This window comes from Streptomyces sp. NPDC101225 (assembly GCF_044767585.1).
GTDB lineage: Bacteria > Actinomycetota > Actinomycetes > Streptomycetales > Streptomycetaceae > Streptomyces.
Window position 1 is genome coordinate 1 of record NZ_JBIWOE010000056.1, and the last position, 15499, is coordinate 15499.

Annotated in this window: 17 protein-coding genes; 10 read left to right on the forward strand and 7 right to left on the reverse strand. The window is 71.6% G+C overall.

Annotated features, from left to right (window positions below):
* The 3 genes from ACIRPX_RS41510 to ACIRPX_RS41520 form a co-directional block, all read left to right on the forward strand.
* Window positions 1-719, forward strand: a 719-nt coding sequence (locus ACIRPX_RS41510; RefSeq protein ID WP_404205267.1) for an anti-sigma factor domain-containing protein, incomplete at its 5' end; no start/stop codon positions are given.
* A gap of 183 nt (window positions 720-902) precedes the next feature.
* Entirely contained in the window at window positions 903-1508 is a 606-nt protein-coding gene (locus ACIRPX_RS41515; protein WP_404205270.1) for a hypothetical protein, read from the forward strand.
* Between the two features lie 77 nt (window positions 1509-1585).
* Window positions 1586-2248, forward strand: a complete 663-nt coding sequence (locus ACIRPX_RS41520) for a fasciclin domain-containing protein (protein WP_404205272.1) — start codon at window positions 1586-1588, stop codon at window positions 2246-2248.
* Window positions 2249-2367: 119 nt separating this feature from the next.
* Here the strand turns inward: ACIRPX_RS41520 and ACIRPX_RS41525 are convergent, their stop codons facing one another.
* Both ACIRPX_RS41525 and ACIRPX_RS41530 read right to left on the reverse strand, forming a co-directional pair.
* Window positions 2368-3066 carry an NAD(P)-dependent oxidoreductase gene (locus tag ACIRPX_RS41525; protein WP_404205274.1) on the reverse strand — a complete coding sequence of 233 codons (699 nt, stop codon included), beginning with the start codon at window positions 3064-3066 and terminating at the stop codon, window positions 2368-2370.
* Between the two features lie 117 nt (window positions 3067-3183).
* A complete protein-coding gene (locus ACIRPX_RS41530; RefSeq protein WP_404205276.1) occupies window positions 3184-4629 on the reverse strand; it encodes an MFS transporter in 1446 nt (481 codons plus the stop codon).
* 94 nt (window positions 4630-4723) lie between these two features.
* Between ACIRPX_RS41530 and ACIRPX_RS41535 the strand changes: the two genes are divergently transcribed.
* Window positions 4724-5452: a TetR/AcrR family transcriptional regulator gene (locus ACIRPX_RS41535; RefSeq protein ID WP_404205278.1), complete on the forward strand. Its 729-nt coding sequence runs from the start codon at window positions 4724-4726 to the stop codon at window positions 5450-5452.
* Between the two features lie 22 nt (window positions 5453-5474).
* Here the strand turns inward: ACIRPX_RS41535 and ACIRPX_RS41540 are convergent, their stop codons facing one another.
* Window positions 5475-6284 carry a GntR family transcriptional regulator gene (locus ACIRPX_RS41540; protein WP_404205280.1) on the reverse strand — a complete coding sequence of 270 codons (810 nt, stop codon included), beginning with the start codon at window positions 6282-6284 and terminating at the stop codon, window positions 5475-5477.
* 283 nt (window positions 6285-6567) lie between these two features.
* Between ACIRPX_RS41540 and ACIRPX_RS41545 the strand changes: the two genes are divergently transcribed.
* Window positions 6568-8094 (forward strand): beta-N-acetylhexosaminidase, encoded by a 1527-nt coding sequence (locus ACIRPX_RS41545; RefSeq protein ID WP_404205283.1) that lies wholly within the window; start codon window positions 6568-6570, stop codon window positions 8092-8094.
* A gap of 53 nt (window positions 8095-8147) precedes the next feature.
* On the forward strand, window positions 8148-9581 hold the full coding sequence (locus ACIRPX_RS41550) for a cellulose binding domain-containing protein (RefSeq protein WP_404205285.1): 1434 nt from the start codon (window positions 8148-8150) through the stop codon (window positions 9579-9581).
* Window positions 9582-9719: 138 nt separating this feature from the next.
* Here the strand turns inward: ACIRPX_RS41550 and ACIRPX_RS41555 are convergent, their stop codons facing one another.
* Window positions 9720-10157 carry a universal stress protein gene (locus ACIRPX_RS41555; protein WP_404205287.1) on the reverse strand — a complete coding sequence of 146 codons (438 nt, stop codon included), beginning with the start codon at window positions 10155-10157 and terminating at the stop codon, window positions 9720-9722.
* Window positions 10158-10275: 118 nt separating this feature from the next.
* Window positions 10276-10722 (reverse strand): PfkB family carbohydrate kinase, encoded by a 447-nt coding sequence (locus tag ACIRPX_RS41560; protein ID WP_404205289.1) that lies wholly within the window; start codon window positions 10720-10722, stop codon window positions 10276-10278.
* 149 nt (window positions 10723-10871) lie between these two features.
* On the opposite strand from ACIRPX_RS41560, the gene ACIRPX_RS41565 reads away from it, so the two are divergent.
* The 4 genes from ACIRPX_RS41565 to ACIRPX_RS41580 all read left to right on the forward strand — a co-directional run bounded on the left by ACIRPX_RS41565 (window position 10872) and on the right by ACIRPX_RS41580 (window position 14151).
* The gene (locus tag ACIRPX_RS41565) at window positions 10872-11840 is read left to right on the forward strand and encodes a Dyp-type peroxidase (protein ID WP_404205291.1); all 969 of its coding nucleotides are present in this window, start codon (window positions 10872-10874) and stop codon (window positions 11838-11840) included.
* A 111-nt stretch (window positions 11841-11951) separates the two neighbouring features.
* A complete protein-coding gene (locus ACIRPX_RS41570) occupies window positions 11952-12197 on the forward strand; it encodes a hypothetical protein (RefSeq protein WP_404205293.1) in 246 nt (81 codons plus the stop codon).
* A 12-nt stretch (window positions 12198-12209) separates the two neighbouring features.
* On the forward strand, window positions 12210-13028 hold the full coding sequence (locus ACIRPX_RS41575; RefSeq protein ID WP_404205295.1) for a class I SAM-dependent methyltransferase: 819 nt from the start codon (window positions 12210-12212) through the stop codon (window positions 13026-13028).
* Between the two features lie 139 nt (window positions 13029-13167).
* Window positions 13168-14151, forward strand: coding sequence for an Ig-like domain-containing protein (locus tag ACIRPX_RS41580; protein WP_404205296.1), 984 nt, complete (start codon window positions 13168-13170; stop codon window positions 14149-14151).
* A 123-nt stretch (window positions 14152-14274) separates the two neighbouring features.
* Here the strand turns inward: ACIRPX_RS41580 and ACIRPX_RS41585 are convergent, their stop codons facing one another.
* Both ACIRPX_RS41585 and ACIRPX_RS41590 read right to left on the reverse strand, forming a co-directional pair.
* Window positions 14275-14628, reverse strand: coding sequence for a VOC family protein (locus tag ACIRPX_RS41585; protein WP_404205297.1), 354 nt, complete (start codon window positions 14626-14628; stop codon window positions 14275-14277).
* 4 nt (window positions 14629-14632) lie between these two features.
* The gene (locus ACIRPX_RS41590; protein WP_404205298.1) at window positions 14633-15493 is read right to left on the reverse strand and encodes an STM4011 family radical SAM protein; all 861 of its coding nucleotides are present in this window, start codon (window positions 15491-15493) and stop codon (window positions 14633-14635) included.
* Window positions 15494-15499 lie beyond the last annotated feature (6 nt).

Sequence of the window (15499 nt, forward strand, 5' to 3'; positions counted from 1 at the left end):
CCTACGCCCTGCACGCCCTGTCCGACGAGGAGTGCGCCGCCTTCGAACGCCACCTCGCGACCTGCGAGGCGTGCGCCCAGGAAACCGCCGAACTGTGCGCGACCGCGGCCCGCCTCGCGCTCGCCGTCTCCGTCCCACCGCGTCCGGCACTGCGCGAGCAGGTGCTGCACCGGATCACGACCGTCCGGCAGGAGGCTCCCGGCGTGCCGGTGCCGATCCGCTCCGGGCACACGGGGCTGCGTGGGCGGACGCTGTCCCGGTGGGCGCTGGCCGCTTGCCTGGCGGCGGCTGCCTCCCTGGGCGGCACGGCCGTGTGGCAGCACCAGCGCGCCGAGGACGCCCTGAGCCGGGCGCACCGGGCCGAACAGGGCACGGACGAGATCGCCGCCGTGCTGGCCGCCCCGGACGCCCGCACCCGGGCCGCCGAACTGGCCGGCGGCGCCACCGGCACCGTCGTCGTCTCCGAGAGCCAGGACAGGGCCGTGTTCGCCGTCTCCGGGATGGCACATCCCCCCGGCGGCAAGGTCTACCAACTGTGGTTCGACGACCGGGGCACCATGCGGTCCGCCGGCCTCATGGACCCCGGCCGCAGCGACCAGGCCGTCCTGCTGCGCGGTGCCGTCGACGGTGCGTCAGGCATGGGTGTGACCGTGGAACCGGCGGGCGGCTCGAAGAGTCCCACGACGGCTCCGGTCGCACTGATGAGCTTCCCCGCCTGACCGTACGAATTTCTCTCCCCTGCGGAGCGATGCGGCAATTCGCCTGCCCGGAATCGGCCCGCGGTGAATAACCCCAATAGTCGATGATCCGTAGCCGATGCGGGTGCGGATTGGTCCGGGAAAAAGATTCATCCGATCAGGCGGCCGACCAATCCGGGGGCCTTTCGGAATCGGATTCCCCACGTGACCGACGACGAGAAGCAACCGCGAGGACGCCGCAGCCCGGCCCGCCCTCTATGGGGCGCGCACTGCGGTGTCCTGCGCGGATGCGTCGTACTCGCGGTCGCCGGACTCAAGTCGGCGGCGGTCCGTCCGCAGGCCGGTGCCGACATCACGGCCGGTGGTGCGGCGATGGATCGCACGCCGCCCGAGGTGAAGGACCGGGCGATCGGGAATGTCGGCGGGAACGGCACATGGAAGCTCCAGATCGCCGTCCTCGCCGTCGCCGTCCTCGTCGTACTCACGCTTTTCGTGACGGCGCCGGTCATGGCCGCGCCGCGATTCCCGAACGTCGGTGCGGCGGGTTTTCTGCTGTTCGGCGCCGTGGGGGCGGCCGCGGCATCCACCCCGGGGTCCCCCGCCGGTCGCCTCCTGCCGCGGACGCCGTCCACGTGGGACGTCCGCGGGCCGGAGGGGCAGCGCCGAGGCCCCGTGCTCCCGGCGCCCGCGGCGGTCCCGCCGGCCACGCCCGCACCGTCCGCGTCACGGACCGCACCGGCCGGGTGCGGACCGTGCGACGCGCCCGGAGCGTCCCCGACGGCGCGAGCGGCCGCCACCGCGTGGCCGTGACCGCCGACCGCCCCCCAGCACCGTCCCCGACCTCGTACAAGAGCAGCTCGCGCTGCGACAACCCATAGGAGAAGACGATGAACCCCCGCATCCGCACGCGCCGTACCGCCGTCGTTCTGGCCGCCGCGGCCGTGCTTCCGCTCGCGCTGAGCGCCTGCAGCGACAACAGCAGCGACTCCGCCAAGTCCGACACCTCCTCGAAGGCGTCCACGTCCTCCTCCACCGCGGCGGACGACGGCATGGGCAGCAGCGCGTCGCCGATGGACGAGCCGTTCGGTCCGGCCTGTTCGTCCGTGCCCACCAGCGGTGCCGGTTCCTTCGACGGGATGGCCAAGGACCCGGTCGCCACGGCCGCGTCCAACAACCCGGCCCTGTCCACCCTGGTGACGGCGGTGAAGAAGGCCGGGCTGGTCGACACCCTCAACAACGCCCAGAACATCACGGTGTTCGCGCCGACCAACGACGCCTTCGCCAAGATCCCGAAGGCCACGCTCGACAAGGTCCTCAACGACAAGGCCCAGCTGACGAAGATCCTCACCTACCACGTCGTCGGCCAGAAGCTCGCGCCCAAGGACCTGGAGAACGGCTCCTTCGACACCCTGGAGAAGTCGAAGCTCACCACGTCCGGCTCCGGCGAGTCCTACACCGTCAACAAGTCCGCCAAGGTCGTCTGCGGCAACGTCAAGACCGCCAACGCGAACGTGTACATCATCGACAGCGTGCTGATGCCCAGCAGCTGACCGTCCGCCGGCCTCGCAGGGCATCGTGCCGACGGTGCCCGGCGTACGACGCCGCGGCCCGCATCGCGTCGAGTGACGGCGAGGTGAGACCCGGCGGGGCCACGGCCCCTGACCGGGAGTCACTTCCTGCTGCCGAAGGCCTCCTTCCGGATGACGTCGAGGAGGCTCGGAACGCCTTGCGAGGTGCGGACGTCGACGAAGGCCCGTAGGTGAGCGTCGCCGGTCGCCTCCCGCAGCAGCGCGTCCGCCAGATCGGCGCGGGAGGTGAACCGGCCGGGCAGGCGCGAGGTGGCGACCGTGTAGCCGCTGACGGCTTCCGCGTCGAACAGGCCGGCGGGCCGGACGACCGTCCACGCGTGCTCGCTGTCCTGGACGATCCGCTCCATGCGCCGCATGTCGTCGTACACGGTGCGTCCGACGGTGCGTGCGATGAGGGGTTCGAGCACCTTCCGGAAGAAATAGGTCTCGCCGGGCGCCGGTACGCCGAAGAGCACGGTCGAGGTCACGCAGACCAGGCGCCGGACGCCGTGCTTCGTCATGGCCTGCGTGATGTGGGTGAGGCCCTGCGAGTACACGGTGACCGGTTGACGGCCGAACGGGACCCCGAGCGCCGAGATCACCGCCTCCTGCCCGGCCACGCAGCCTTCCACGGCGGCCGGGTCGAGTACGTCCGCACCGGTCACCCGCAGCAGCGGGTGGCTCAGCGGGAAGTCCTCCGGGTGTCGTGTGACGGCGGTGACCGTGTGTCCTTCGGCGACGGCCTGCGCGGTGACCTGCCGGCCGGTCGCTCCGTTCGCCCCGAATACGACGAGCTTCACGTGCGTTCCCCTCTCCTGTGGTTGTCGTCGTATGGGAGGAGTCCGAGGCGGCGAATGTGACACTCCGCGCCCGGGAGAGGCGCAGGCAACAGCCGCGACGGCCGGCCGGCCGTTCGGCTAGCCGTGCGCCTGCTGGGCGTGCGTGGGCAGCAGGCCCACCAGTCCGAAGGTCAGCAGGTTCAGGGCGGCGGCGATGCCGAGCACCAACTCCGCGGCGGTGAACCAGGAGTGGGTGGACGGGTGTCCGACGGCGGCGAAGAACACCGTGCCGAGCGCGGCGACGCCGATCGCGCCGGCGAACTGCTGGACCGCGTTCAGCAGGCCCGCTCCGGTGCCGACCTCCTCCGTGGTCGCGTCGCCGATGATGAAGTCGACGAGCGGGACGAACACGAGGCCGGAGCCGAATCCGGTGAGCAGCAGCGACGGCGCCAGCTTCCAGAGGGTGACGTCGGCCTCCCAGTGGGCGAGGGACCACCACAGGGCCAGCAGGCCGACGACGGCGATGGACAGCCCCAGATGCAGGCCGGTCCGGCCCAGCTTCTCGGCGAGCACCGCGCCCGCGAGCAGGACGGCGACGGCGGTGCCGAGGGCCCAGGGAATGAGCGTGAGGCCCGTGTGCAGCGGCGTCCAGTGCAGGCCCTGCTGCAGCAGCAGGTTGACGACGAGGACGAACGCGCTGAGTGACGCGTAGAACCCGGCCACGATCACCAGGCCGACGACGAAGCTGCGCTTGCGGAACAGCGTCGGCGTGATGACCGGGTGGGCGCTGCGCCGCTGGGACGCGACGAACAGGGCGAGCAGGGCCACCGCGGCGGCCAGCATCCCGTAGGTCCAGGCGGGCCAGCCGAGTTCGCGTCCCTGGATGAGGGGGACGATCAGCAGCGCGGAGGCCGCGGTGAGCAGGCCGACGCCGGTGAGGTCGAGGCGGGCGGAGCGGTCCTCTCCGCCGTGGCGGGGCAGGACGCGCCGGCCGAGCAGGAGGGCGATCGCACCGAGCGGGACGTTGATCAGGAAGATGGAGCGCCACTGGCTGCCGAACAGGTTCAGGTGCAGCAGCCAGCCGGCCAGGATCGGCCCGCCCACCATGGTCAGGCCCATGAGCGGACCGACCGGCGTGAGCGCCTTGCGCAGGTGCTGGGGCGGGAACACGACCTTCACCAGGGCCAGGCCCTGCGGGATCATGACCGATCCGCACAGTCCCTGGAGGGTGCGGGCGACGATCAGGACGACCACGTCGGGGGCGAGACCGCAGGCCAGTGAGGCGAGGCTGAACCCGGTCATGCCGAGCAGGAACAGCCGTCGGCGGCCGAGCAGGTCGCCGAGGCGTCCCGAGGTGACCAGTCCGAGGGCGAAGGCCGCGGTGTAGGCGCTCAGCACCCACTGCACCGTGACCTGGCCCCCGTCGAGGTCGGCGCGGATGGACGGGCCGGCGAGGTTGGCGATGCTGGAGTCGATCAGATCCATGATGTCGGCCAGGACCACGACGGCCAGGACGAGCCACGCGGTGCGCAACGGCAGCGGGGTGATGGTGGGCGCTTGAGATATGCGCTGGTCAGTAGACACGAACACCGTTCTACATCAGATCGCCATTCGGAACAATGCGAACAGCGTTCGTAGTGACGTGGAACACTGTTCGTGGATTCGCTAGACTGCGCGTATGTCACCGACTCCGCAGGAACGGCGCGCGGCCCGCCATCAGCTCGGCACGGACACGGGCGCGGCCCGGCGTGGGCCGTCCGCCGGGCGCAAGAAGCCGATCACGGTCGACGCCATCATCGCCACCGCGTTCGGCATCGTGGAGACGGAGGGGTACGAAGCGCTGACCATGCGGCGCGTGGCCACCGCGCTGGAGACGGGTCCGTCGTCGCTCTACGCCCACGTGGTCAACAAGGAGGATCTCGACGAGCTGCTCATCGGCCGGCTGTGCGCCGGGATCGAGCTGCCCGAACCGGACCCCGCCCGCTGGCGTGAGCAGATCATCGGCGTCTGTACCGGGCTGCGCGACCAGTATCTGCGCTACCCGGGCATCTCCCGGGCCGCCTTCGCCGCCGCCCCCTCCAACCGGGACACCCTGCGCGTCAGCGAGGGAATGCTCGCCATCCTGCTCGCCGGAGGCGTCGCCCCGCAGGTCGCCGCCTGGGCCATCGACTCGCTGATGCTCTACGTCAACGCCTACAGCCTCGAGGTCTCCCTGGTGAACCGCCGGCTCGGCCGGGGCGACGGCTGGGTCGTCAGCCGCGACGAGCTCCTGCGCCGTTTCGCCGCGCTGCCCGACACCTTCCCCCACACCAAGCGCTACGCCGCCGAGCTCACCGCGGGCACCACCCACGACCGCTTCGACTTCACCCTCGGCCTGATGGTCGACGGGCTGCCCGGGGCGCGCTGAGACCCGCGCCCCTCGCCCAGCGTCACCGGGGTGTCGCCTCCCACTGGGTGACGGTCCCCGGCGCCATGCCCGGGACCAGGCCCGCGGCGGCCGGCCCGTCGGCGGACGCCGAGGTCAGGGTGAGGCGGGAGACGATGCGGTAGCGGTCACCCCGGTAGACGGAGTGGACGTACTCCACGGGCCGGCCGTCCGCGTCGTTCGTGAGGCGCTCGAAGAGCAGGGCGGGGGAGAGGTGCGGCACCTCCAGGAGCCTGGCCTCGGCCTGGCTGACGACGGTGGGTTCGATCGTCTGCACCGCGTCGCTGACCCGGACCCGGTGCCGCTCGCGCAGGTGCTCGTACAGGTCGCCCGTCTCCAGCTCGCGCGCGGTGAGCGCGGGTGCCAAGTCCGCCCGGATGTGCAGGTGTTCGATGGCCATCGGGGCGCCGTCGACGAGGCGCAGGCGGGCCGCGTAGACGATGTCGGCGGCGGGGGAGAGGTTCAGCTTGCGGCCCACCCGGGCCCCGGCCGCGATGGTGGTGAACTCCAGCAGGCGGCTCGACCAGGTGCCGGACGCCTGCGGAAGGGCCATGCCGCGGGAGTCGGAGACGAGTTCCTGGGTGATCTTCTCGGGTGCGACGAACATGCCGCGGCCGTGTTCGCGTACGAGCAGTCCCGCCGCGACGAGTTCGTCGACCGCGGCCCGCAGGGTGGGCCGGGAGACCTGTAGGGCGGCGCAGAGGGAGCGCTCGGAGGGGATGGCGTCGCCGGGGCTCAGTGACTCGATGAGCTGAAGGATGTGGTCCCGTACGCGTTCCCGCTTGAGGACCGCTCCCGACTCGCCAGCCGTCATGATGCCCGCTCCCGCCCCTCCGCCGTACGCGAACTTTACCTGACCAGTCTCCGCATCCCTTTACCACTAAGGCTCACTGGTCAGACGGAGTGTAGCGGGTGCTTCGACACCCGCGAGGCGGCCTGATGGCGATCATCGCCAAATTCGGTGCGGACGCCGGGGGTTGACGCCTCAATTGGTCTATGCCACCTTCATCGACCAGTGACAGGTCACCTGTCCAGTTGGCTCACTGGTCAGTTCTCCCTCCCCTCGCTCGCGCACCCGACCTTCGGAGACAGCTGTGATGACCTCCCCGCCGCACACCACTCTGGTGCCCAGGCCCACCAGGTCCCGCTTCACGACGGGCCACTTCACCCTCACCGCCGAGACCTGCCTGCGGGTGGGGGAGGGCGCCGGGCCGGCGGCCGACCTGCTGCGTACCACCCTGGCGGCCGCGACCGGGCTGCCGCTGAAGCCGGCCGCCGACGGAGCCCTCGCCCTCGCCGTCGACTCCGACCTGACCGGACTGGGCGGCGAGGGATACGGGCTGACCATCGGCCGCGACTCCGTCCTGCTCCGGGCCCGGGAGGTCGCCGGGCTGCTGCGCGGCGTGCAGACCGTCCGCCAACTCCTGCCGCCGGCCGCCCTGCTGACGGCACCGCAGCGCGGCGTGACCTGGTCGCTGCCCTGCGCCGAGATCACGGACGTGCCGCACCGGCCCTGGCGCGGAGCCATGCTCGACGTGGCCCGCCACTTCCAGCCCCTGCGGTATCTGCTGCGCTATGTCGACCTCCTCGCGCTGCACAAGATCAATGTCTTCCATCTGCATCTGACGGACGACCAGGGCTGGCGCATGCCCGTCGCCGCCCTCCCCAAGCTCACCGAGATCGGAGGCCGTCGCCCCCGGTCGATGGTCGGCCCGAGCGGCGACATCCACGACGGTGTGCCGCACGGCGGTGCCTACACCCGAACCGACCTCGCCCGGCTGGTGAGTTACGCCGCCGAGCGCGGTATCACCGTCCTGCCCGAGATCGAGATGCCCGGCCACTCGCGAGCCGCGCTGGCCGCCTACCCGCACCTGGGCAACCACCCCGGCCGCGTCCTCGACGTCTGGACCAGGTGGGGCGTGTGCGACACCATCCTCGGGCTGCACGACGAGGTGTTCGACTTCTGCCGCACCGTGCTGGAGGACGTCATGGACGTCTTCCCCTCGCCCTACGTCCACCTCGGCGGGGACGAATGCCCCCTGACCGAATGGACCCGGCATCCGGCTGCCGCGGCGCGTCTGCGGGAAACGGGGCTGGCCGGCACCGCACAGCTGCACCGATGGTTCCTCGGCCAGGTCGGCGCTTTCCTGGTCCGCAACGGGCGGCGGCCCGTCGGCTGGGCCGAGACCGGCACCGAACTTCCGGACGGATTCACGGTGATGGCGTGGCGCGACCCCGCACACGCCCTCGCCGCCGCCGAGCGCGGCCACGAGGTGATCAACTCGTATCACCGCGCCACCTACTTCGACTACCCGCAGAGTGGCGCGGCCGGCGAACCGGCGGGCCAGCCGGGAGGCGTCGTGAGCCTGCGGGACGTGCACGGCCACGACCCCGTGCCCGAGGGCGCCTCCCCGCGGGCCGCCGCTCATGTCCTGGGCACCCAGGCCCAGTTGTGGACCGAGTACGCGGCCACACCCGAGCGCATCGAGTACCTCACCTATCCCCGTCTGTGCGCGCTGGCCGACGGCGGCTGGAGCGGCCCCAGCACGTGGGCCGACTTCACCGCCCGCCTGCGGGGGCACACCGCGCGGCTCGACGCCCTCGGGGTCGGCCGCCACCCCTGAGCGGCACCACCCCCGAACGTCCGACCCCTCCAGAAGGAAAGGAAGGAACAGGGATGAACCCCCACACCCCTCCCAGCAGATGGCGCGTCGCCGCGGCCGCGGCCGTGGCGATGGCCACCGCCACCGGCGGTCTCGCCGCGCTGACCGGCACGGCCGGGGCGGCCGGTGAGCCCGTGACCGTCCAGTACCGCACCAGCGCCACCGGCGCGACGGCGGACCAGGCCGAGCCCTGGATCAAGGTCAGGAACACCGGTACCGCGAGCGTCCAGCTCTCCACCGTCACGGTGCGCTACTACTTCAAGTCCGACTCCAGCAGCATGAGTTACCGCTTCGCCTGCTCGTGGGCGGTCAAGGGATGCGCCAACATCACCGGTACCTTCGGCACGCCGGCCAGCCCCACCGCCACCGCCGACCGTTACCTGGACATCGGATTCACCGCGGGGGCGGGCGCGCTCGCGCCCGGCGCCGACACCGGGGACATGCAACTGCGGTTCTACCGCTCCGACTGGCAGCCCCTCAAGCAGAGCGACGACTACTCCTTCGGGGCCTCCCGGACGTCGTACGCGGACTGGTCGAAGGTCACGGCCCAGGTGGCGGGCAGCACCGTGTGGGGCGTGGCTCCCGAGGGCAACGACCCGACGGACCCGCCGACCGACCCGCCCACCGACCCCCCGGCCGGCGGCCAGATCCTGTTCGACGACTTCGACTACGCGAACTCCGGCGACCCGAAGATCTCGGCGCACGGCTGGAACGTCCGCTCCAACTCGGGCGGGCCCGGCGTGCCGGGCGCCACCTGGTCACCGGAGAACGTCACCTTCACCAGCACGGGCGGCAACTCCGTGATGAACCTGCGGACTTCGACCGCGGGCACCGCGGAGAGCACCAAGCAGACCGAAGTGGTGACCAAGGCGATGAAGTTCAAGAACGGCACCTACGCCGCGCGTGTCAACTTCTCCGACGCGCCGGTGTCCGGGCCCGACGGAGACCACCTCGTCGAGACGTTCTTCACCATCAACGACCTCACGGCGCCGATGGCCGACGACTACTCGGAATACGACTTCGAGTACCTGCCCAACGGCGGCTGGGGTGAGCCCTCGAACATCCTCTACACGACGTCCTGGGAGACGTACAACCCGGACCCCTGGCAGGCGGTCAACCAGCACACGGAGTCCCGGCAGAGCTACGCCGGCTGGCACGATCTGCTGCTGACGATCGACAACAGCTCCATCAAGTACTACATCGACGGGCAGCTCTTCGGCACGCACGAGGCCGCCTACCTGCCCGAGCGGCCCATGTCGATCAACTTCAACCAGTGGCTGATCGACCTCGCCGGCCAGACCAGCACCACGGCCCGCTCCTACGACGAAAAGATCGACTACGTCCTCCACGTCAAGGACCAGGTCCTGACCCCGGCCCAGGTCTCGGCCAGGATCAGCGCCTACCGCTCCGCGGGCACCACCTTCGAGGACACGGTCCCCGGAATTTAGTCCACTGTCGCCGCGGGCCACGTCGTGCCGGGTCACGTCTCCTGAAGGGGTGACCCGGCACGGGCGAGCCGGCCGTGCCGGGCCCGCCCGTGGATCCGGGCGGGCCCTTCGCGGCGGCCACCAGGGCTGCCGACCCGGTCAGGCCTCTTCGCCGTCCTCGGGGGCCAGCAGCACCGCCGCGCCCGTGCGGTGCGCGACGGCGTCGCTGACACGGGGCTGGAACAGGGCCTCGATCGCGCCCCGGTGATGCGGGCTGAGGACGACGAGGTCGGCGCCGAACTCCTCGGCCGTGTCGGAGACGGCGGCCGCCACCTGGGTGGTGAGCCCCCTCGCCAGGGTGCCCTCGGCCCTGACTCCCTTGTCGCGCAGGGCCGTCAGAGCGCCGTCGAGAACGGCCTGGGCCTCGGCGGGGTCCTCGAGCGGGACGATCGCGGCGACGGAGGCGGACGAGGGGACGACGTGGACGACGCGGACCTCGGCGCCCGTCAGCCGCGCCAGCTCGCCCGCCAGCCGGACGGCCGAGTGGCGGGCGGGGCTGGGACCGACGGCGACCAGGATGCGCTGAAAGGCGGACACTCTACTTTCCTTCCGAGCGAGCGGAAGGTCGACTCGCTGATCAGGGACGCCGGTTGTTCACGGCGTGTCGGGTCGACGCGTCCGGCGCCGAACGAGCACCTCCACCCCCACCTCGTGATCATCTCACCGGCCCGAGGCCCCGCGAACGGCGGGTCCCTGTAACGGCCACGGAATGCCGTCGCATGCGCCGCGGCACCTCGGTCGTCCGCCGCCGCTCGCGCGCCTGTCCGGGCTCGACGGAGCCGGGAACCGGAGATCTTCGCCGCGAGGGGGTCCTGGGCCAGGAACGCGGTCGGTCCCCGCGGTCGGGAGCGGTGGCGGGTCCCCGTCGTGTCACCGCGCAGCCCGCCGCCGCGTTGGCGCCGCGCGTGGCCGTCCAGGGGGCGTGGCCCTGGCCGAGGAGGGCGAGGAACGCGCCGACATGGGCGTCACCGGCGCCGTTGCAGTCGACGGCGGTGACCGGGAACCCCGGCACGTGGACGGGCGGTCGCCCGGGAGCGGCCGGGCGGCAGCCGTCCTTGTCCGCCCGGACGAGCTCGCCCGCGCCCGGCGCCGGCCGCTCCACGCGAGCGTGAACAAGTGCCGCGGTCCAGAGTCCGCCAACGATTTCTCGGGCGGAGGGGTGGAGGGGCGCCGCGAATCGGGCTGCGGTGGTGGGCTCCGCAACCTAGAGTCGGCATCGAGCGCGGCCGATGGCCGGGAAGGGCGGAACACATGGCCGAAGACGTGTCGGTACCGGCGCCGCAGCCGGTCCTGTCCCCTCTCACCAGCGCGTCGATCTTCCTCGTCGTCACCGTCGACCCCGGTGGGGAGGCGGTCGCCCGGGACGTGCTGTCGGACCTGAGCTCCCTGCAGCGGGCGGTGGGCTTCCGTGCCGAGCCCGAAGGGCGGCTCAGCTGTGTCACCGGCATCGGCTCACAGGCATGGGACCGGCTGTTCACCGGTCCCCGCCCGGCGGAGCTGCACCCCTTCCGCGAGCTGAACGGGCCGGTGCACCGTGCCGTGTCGACCCCCGGCGACCTGCTCTTCCACATCCGCGCCGCACGCCTGGACCTGTGCTTCGCGCTCGCCACGGAGATCATGGCCCGGCTCGGTGCGGCGGTGACCGTGCGCGACGAGGTGCACGGCTTCCAGTACTTCGACAAGCGCGATCTGCTCGGCTTCGTCGACGGCACCGAGAATCCCGTCGGCGCCCCCGCGGGCGCCGCCGTGCTGATCGGGGACGAGGACCCGGACTTCGCCGGCGGCAGCTACGTCATCGTGCAGAAGTACGTCCACGACCTCGCGGCGTGGAACGCGCTCCCGGTCGAGGCGCAGGAGCGTGTGATCGGCCGGGAGAAGCTGAACGACATCGAGCTCGACGACAAGGTCAAGCCGGCCGACTCGCACGTCGCGCTCACCAGCATCACCGGGCCCGACGGCACGGAGCGTCAGATCCTGCGCGACAACATGCCCTTCGGCACCGTGGGCACGGGCGAGTTCGGCACCTACTTCATCGGCTACGCCCGCACGCCGGCGGTCACCGAGGCGATGCTGGAGCAGATGTTCCTGGGGACGCAGGATGCCGCGCACGACCGGATCCTGGACTTCTCCACCCCGCTCACGGGCTCCCTCTTCCACGTCCCCACCGCGGACTTCCTGGACGAACTCCCCGCACCGCCCGCCGCGGAGACCGGCGCCTGAGCGGAGCCCGCCCGCATGCGATCGTGCGGGCGCGTTGCCGGGAATGCGGTGAAAACGCAATCTATCCTCACAGAGCCCTTCGTTCCGGTGCCTCTCCGAGGAGAACTGACCATGGACCTCAAGCCCCTGGCCCGGGCCGCGGCCGCTGCCGTCGTCGCCGTCACGGCCGTCGTGACCACGGTCGGCCCGGCCGCCGCAGCCGCGTCCCGCCCGTCCGTCGCACGGGAGACCACACCGACTCCCGCCGGCACCGCCCCGGTTGCCGCCACGGTCGGCAGCGGCCTCTTCGAATTCGGCGGCGCCACCGTCGACTTCGTCGGCCGCCTCATCGGTACGGGTGGCGGCGGAAGCGTCTGAGCGGGGCCGGCGATGCGACCGAGGGAAACGGCGGACGGCGGCCGCTACGGCGAATCCGTCTTCCGCCCCGAGCAGGCGGGCGAGGGCGAACGCATCGACTACGGCGCTCTCGCCTACGACGACATCACCTGGGCGCGGCTGCGGGCGCTGGGCGTCGGGCCGGGGTGGCGCTGTCTGGAGGTGGGGGCGGGCACGGGCACGATCGCGCGCCGGCTGCTGGACGAAGCCGGTGCCGCGAGCGTGCTCGCCGTGGACCGGGACGTACGTTTCGTCAGCGAGCGGCCCACGCCCCGGCTCGACGTGCTGGAGGCCGACGTCACCGATCCGGGCTTCGTGCAGGGAACCTTCCGGCTGGTCCACGCGCGCTTCGTGCTGATGCATCTGCCCGAGCGCGCACGACTGATCACCGCACTGGCCGAACGCGTCGCGCCCGGCGGGGTGCTGGTGATCAGTGACGCGGTGGACCTGACGAGCGACCGTACGCCCGCCACGCCGTACACCGCGGCGATGCGGGCGATGTGGCAGGGGCTGCGGGACACGATCGGAACCGACGCCACCTCGGCACTGTCCTATCCGCGGCTGCTGCGCGGGGCCGGGCTCGCGGCCGTCGGTGCCGAGGTCCATGTGCCGCCCCTGCTGCCCGGCAGCCCCATCAGCCGCTTCTGGGCGGACACCTGGGAGCGGAGCCGGGCGGCGATGCTGGCCACCGGCCTGGTCGACGACGCGGCCGTCGACGAGGCGGTCCGCTATCTGGATTCGGACGCGTGCGCCGCGCTGTCGGCCGGCATGCTCACCGCGTGGGGGTGGAAACCCGGGAACGCGGCACCGTGACCGGTCGCCCCCGGCCGACGCAGTCCGATATTTGACGCATGCTTTACGCGCTTCAGGAAACTGCCATCCATGGTGGTGCACTCTGACCGTAAGCAGGGTTCATCCGAGCTGGAGAGCAAGCAAGAGAGTGGGGCAGGGCGTGCGAGGGCGCAAGGGCGGCATAGGGATCGCACTGGTCACGGTCGCGGTGCTGGTGGGTACGAGTGCCTGCGGCGGCGGCAGTGACAAGGCGAGCGGGGACGACGCGAAGCCGACGGGGAAGCCGAGCGCGAGCGCCTCGCCGTCTCCGACGAAGCCCAAGGGCCCGCCGATGCTGCTGGAGACGATAACCCCGCAGACGGGAACCACGGTCGGCGTGGCCATGCCGATATCGGTGATCTTCACCAACCCGGTCGCGGCCAAGGCCCGGGCCGATGTCGAGAAGCACATGAAGGTCAGCGCCTCGCAGCCGGTGGCGGGCGCCTGGCACTGGTTCGGCGACCGGCGGGCCGACTGGCGCCCGAAGACGTACTGGCCCACCGGTACGACGGTGAAGATCGACGCCCAGCTGAAGGACGTCAGCAACGGCAACGGGCGCTACGGCGTGCACGGATACACGCACACGTTCAAGATCGGCGACGACGTGCGCGCGGCCGTCTCGGTGACCGGCCACACCATGAAGGTGACCCGCAACGGCCAGGCCGTGCGCACCCTTTCGATCAACGCCGGCAGCGCCCAGTACCCGACGTGGAACGGCACCATGGCCGTCATCGACAAGCAGAAGAAGGTCCACATGACCTCCTGCAGCGTCGGCATCAGCTGCGACAAGGGCAGCCCGAACTACTACGACCTGACGCTTCCCTGGGACGTCCACCTCACTCAGTCCGGGACGTACGTGCACTACTCGACCGGTGACCCGAACCCGGGCAGCGGCAGCGCCCGCGGCTCGCACGGCTGCGTCCACCTGTCCATGTCGGACGCCAAGTGGTTCTACGGCCAGGTCAAGCAGGGCGACCCGATCACCATCACCGGCTCGCCCCGGGCCAAGGCCCCGGCCGACAACGGCTACGCCTCGTTCAACCTGAGCTGGGACGAGTGGCTCGCGGGCAGCGCGTCCGGGGAGTCGACGACCGGCACGCTCTGACGTACCGCCCTCGTGAGGCGAAGGGCCGCGGCTCCCGCGGCCCTTCGCCGTGCTCAGGGCATGCTCAGCTCGCGCCCGGGACGGACCATGGACGCACCACGGACGGACGGACCGAGGACGCGCTCAGGCCGGTTGCCACAGCTCGATCCGACGGCCCTCCGGATCGGTGACCCAGCCGAACCGCCCGACGCCGTCCATCTCCTGCGTCTCCTCCGCCACGTCCGCCCCCTTCGCCCGCAGCTGCGCGAGCATCGCGTCCAGGTCGCGGACGCGGAAGTTGAGCATGGTCTGCTGGTCGCGGGAGCCGAAGTAGTCGGTCTCGGACGCGAAGGCGGCGAACACCGTCGGCCCGGTCTCCTGATGCCACAGGCCGTGGTCGTCGGTGTCCAGTCCGAGGCAGTCCCGGTACCAGGCGCTCAGCGCCGCGGGGTCGGCCGCCCGCAGGAAGTATCCGCCGATTCCAAGCACACGTTCCATGCCGTCATCCTGCCAGGACCCTGACAGGCCGGGCCGGGACACGCTCCAGGACACCGCCCGCGAAGACGTCGTACAGCGGCAGCGTCTCCAGGTGGACGTAGCCGATGTGGCAGTCGCAGACCGTGAGCGGGCACGCGCGGGGGCGCAGGGCGGCGCGGTACGAGCCGTCGTAGAGGTTGCCCAGTTCGGCGCGGACGAAGTGGCAGCGGCGGACCGTGCCGTCACCGTCCACCGAGATCACGGACTCGCCGGTACGGCAGGGCAGGCCGCCGCTCGCGTGCGGGTGGCGGCTGTACGGGAAGAGGGGGTCGAGGGCGGTCCATGCGCCGGCCTCGGTGTCCTGGTAGGTGTGTCCTTCGGCGGCGTTGATCCACAGGTAGACGTGCTCGGGCAGGTCGGCGCGGAGCCGGCGGGCCGCCGCCAGGTGCTCGGGCAGGCCCACGACGCCGACGCTGAAGCGGATGCCGCGCTCGGTGAGCGCGCGGCACTTGGCGAGGAAGCGGTCGTAGGGGGTCTGGCCCGGGTGGTACGTGCACCACAGGGCGAGGCTGCCGGGGTCGGCCTCGGCGAGCCAGTCGGTGCGGCAGCTGAGGTTGGTCTGGATGGCGACCCGGCGGATGTGCGGCAGGTGCGACAGCTCCGCGAGGGTACGCCGGTACCAGGAGCGGACCAGGCCCTCGCCCCATGGTGTGAACAGCAGCGAGAGCTGGTCCTCGCTGTGCCGGGCCCACCGCGCGAAGCGCTCCAGGGCGGCCCGGTCGGCGCGGAGTCGGGCGGTCGAGTCGCGTCGCTTGGCGAACGGGCAGTACGGGCAGTCGTAGTCGCAGGAGGCGAGCGGACCGCGGTAGAGGACGGTCAGATCCATGACGGG